Source organism: Desulfoplanes sp. (assembly GCF_054921335.1).
Genome location: NZ_JBUDSQ010000152.1, coordinates 1 through 3353 on the forward strand (window position 1 = coordinate 1; position 3353 = coordinate 3353).

General features: G+C 53.9%; 2 protein-coding genes. Both read left to right on the forward strand.

From position 1 onward, the window contains the following. Positions 1–2902, forward strand: a 2902-nt coding sequence (locus tag ACY692_RS14655; RefSeq protein WP_462326121.1) for a DUF3427 domain-containing protein, incomplete at its 5' end; no start/stop codon positions are given. A gap of 54 nt (positions 2903–2956) precedes the next feature. After that, entirely contained in the window at positions 2957–3226 is a 270-nt protein-coding gene (locus tag ACY692_RS14660) for a hypothetical protein (protein WP_462326122.1), read from the forward strand. The last annotated feature ends 127 nt before the right edge of the window (positions 3227–3353 follow it).

The window sequence follows — 3353 nt, forward strand, 5'->3', positions numbered from 1 at the left end:
CTCCGGCAACTCCCAACCGGACGATCAGGCATCTCGGAAGCTGGTTGGTGATCAGAAATCCCTGCTTCAGGAGATCACCCCGCCCCATTATGGTCGGCCCGGCATTCCCCGGCCACAGACATCCCTGGTTGAAAGCAGTCTCTTTACCGGGTCTCCCAGGGAATCCCAGCTGGTGCATGAATTGTTGCAGGAGATGCGTTCGGCTGATGAAGTGCAGGTTCTGGTATCGTTCATCAAATGGTCGGGATTGCGGTTGCTGATGTCCGGGTTCGAAGATCTTCGGGAACGGGACGTTCCTGTCCGTGTCATTACTACATCATATATGGGTGCTTCCGATGCTCCGGCGATCGAGTGGCTTTCCGCAATGCCCAACGTGCAGATCCGGATTTCCTACGATACCAGGCGGACTCGGCTGCATGCCAAGGCCTATCATTTCAAGAGGCTGTCGGGTTTTTCCACGGCGTACATCGGTTCGGCAAACATGTCCCATGCGGCCATGACCAGCGGGCTGGAATGGAATCTCAAGGTTACCAATGCGGATATGGATCATATCCTCGAAAAATTTACCGCAGAATTCGAGACCTATTGGAACAGCAGGGAATTTGTCCCGTACGATCCCGACCATCCGGAGATTCTGCGCAAGGCCATCAAACAGGCCCAGTCATCCGGGTCGACACCAACCTTTTTTTTCGATCTTCGGCCCCATCCCTTTCAGGAACGAATCCTCGACGCCCTGGAGCATGAACGTTCTCACCGCCACTGCTTCCGAAATCTTGTCATTGCGGCTACCGGAACCGGAAAAACCGTGGTCTCGGCCTTTGATTACCAGCGCTTCCATACACGCAAAAAAGGTCAGGCCAGACTTTTGTTTGTCGCCCACCGTCAGGAAATTCTCCAACAGGCCCAAAGCACTTTCCGAAACGTTTTACGGGATCACTCCTTTGGCGATCTTCTGGCAGGTCCATTTCAGGCCGAACGGCTGGAGCATCTCTTCTGCTCAGTGCGGATGCTGTTCACCAGACGCTTATGGGAGCAGGTAGGGCCTGATTTCTATGATTATATCGTCATCGACGAGGCCCACCATGGCACAGCTGCCAGTTACCGACCGATCTTCGAACATTTCAGCCCCGAAATCCTTCTCGGACTGACAGCGACACCAGAAAGGATGGATGGCGGCAATGTGGCCGCAGATTTTGACAACCGTTTTGCCGCAGAAATCCGGCTTCCCGAGGCGCTGGAAGAAAAGCTGCTCTGTCCGTTTCATTATTTCGGGGTGGCCGATCCCATCGACATCAGCGGAGATCGATTCTGGAAAAACGGCAAGTACGATGAAAAAGAACTCGAGGCTGTTTATACTGGTGAGCATATCCTTGCCAGACAGCGGCTCGACGTCATCAATTCGACGCTGTGCCGGTATGAGCCAAACCTCGACAGGATCAAGGGAATCGGTTTCTGTGTCTCCATCAAACACGCCAGATTCATGGCCGACATGTTCTGCAAACAGGGAATTCCTTCGGTAGCATTCGTCTCCGGGATGGATGCGCCGACATGCTCGACCATGCTGGACAATTTGCGATCAGGGGAGTTCACCTTTCTGTTTACGGTGGACAAGCTGAGCGAAGGTGTGGACGTGCCGGAAATCAACACGGTCCTGTTCCTGCGACCCACAGGAAGTCTCACCGTCTTTCTCCAGCAGCTGGGCCGGGGGCTCAGACATGCTCCGGAAAAGGACTGCCTCACGGTGCTCGACTTCGTGGGCCAGGCTCACAAACGCTATCGCATGGACATCAAACTGAAGTCCCTGCTCCCCAGACACCGCAATGCCATCGATCGGGAGGTGGAGAACGATTTTCCCCATCTTCCGGCAGGATGCTCCATCCAGTTTGATCGTCTTTCACGAAAGTATGTCCTTGAAAATATTCGATCCAACCTGAAAAATCTGGCAGTCCAGGTACCCGAGCGGTTGGAGACTTTTACCGCTGACACGGGCCAGGAACTCACCTTTGGTAATTTCATCCGCTACCATGACTATGAGCCGGAACGGTTGCTGGTGGCTGAAACATGGTCAGGCTGGAAAGCCAGGGCCCGGCTGGCACCGGTGCCGTCCGATCCGGATCTGGGGGTGCTCAAGAAAACCCTGGTCCGCATGGCCTCGGTTTCCGGGCCGCGTGAAATCCGGCTGATGCGTGACTGTATCGGCCGCGTTGCCAATGGCGATGTGGTTTCGGCCGCGCAGGTGGAAGGGAGTGCCGTGAGCCGGCTGTATCATCGCTTGTGGCCTGATACGGGCAGTCGCTACGGATTCACTGCCTTTGAGGATGCCCTGCAGAGACTGTCGGAAAATTCAAGTATTCTCGGGGATATGGACGAGATACTGGAATGGGCAGAAAGCACGTCCCCGGTCAGCGGCATCATGCCGGAACTGCCTTTCTCGTGTCCTCTGGAACTCCATGCCCTCTACAGCATCAAGGACATCCAGGCCGCATTGGGCAAAGCCGATTTGACAACGGCAGGCCAGCGGGGTGTCGGGGTCCTGCACATCAAGGAACTGAAGGCATACGCCCTGCTGATCACCTTTCAGAAAACCGAAAAGGAGTTTTCACCAAGCACCATGTATGCGGATTATCCTGTGAGCCGAGAGCTCATGCACTGGGAATCCCAATCCAACACGACCCAGGAATCACCAACCGGGCAGAACCTCATCGATCATAAGGAACGCGGCTATACGATACTCATCTTTGCCAGGTCCATGAAGAAACGAAACGGATGCACCGTGCCCTTCACCTATCTCGGCCCGGCAGAACGGGTGAGTTTTGAAAGTGAAAAGCCCATCAGGATGGTCTGGCGTTTGGGGTATGCAATGCCTGTGGAGATGTTCGAGGAGAACCGGCGGGGTGGGTGATGTTTTGGGGGATACCTGTGATTCACGACAAAAAACTTGAGAACGGAAAAAACAATGATCATCAAAGAAAAAGAATCGATTGAACCGTGTATTGCGAAGCTGTCTTCGCTTTTGGATTGTCCTGGTGTTCCCGCTGCGACGAAAAAGAAGATCAAGTATGAAATCGCCAGGATGACCCGAGGATTCAAGGGAGAGAAGGAATGTGCGTTTTTTCTAAACGGATTTGTCAAGAATCACCCGAATCGAGTAATCATCCATGACTTGCGTATTGAGGATAATGGCGATGTTGCCCAGAATCCTCTCATCCCCCCCTCCTGCTCATGAAAAAACACCCCCCCATCGTTTACAACAAACTTGTCCGCGACCGTATCCCCGAAATCATCGGGGCGGCAGGCAAGGAATGCTTCACTCACACTGCCGATCCCGATGAACTTCGCAAGGCCATCGGGAA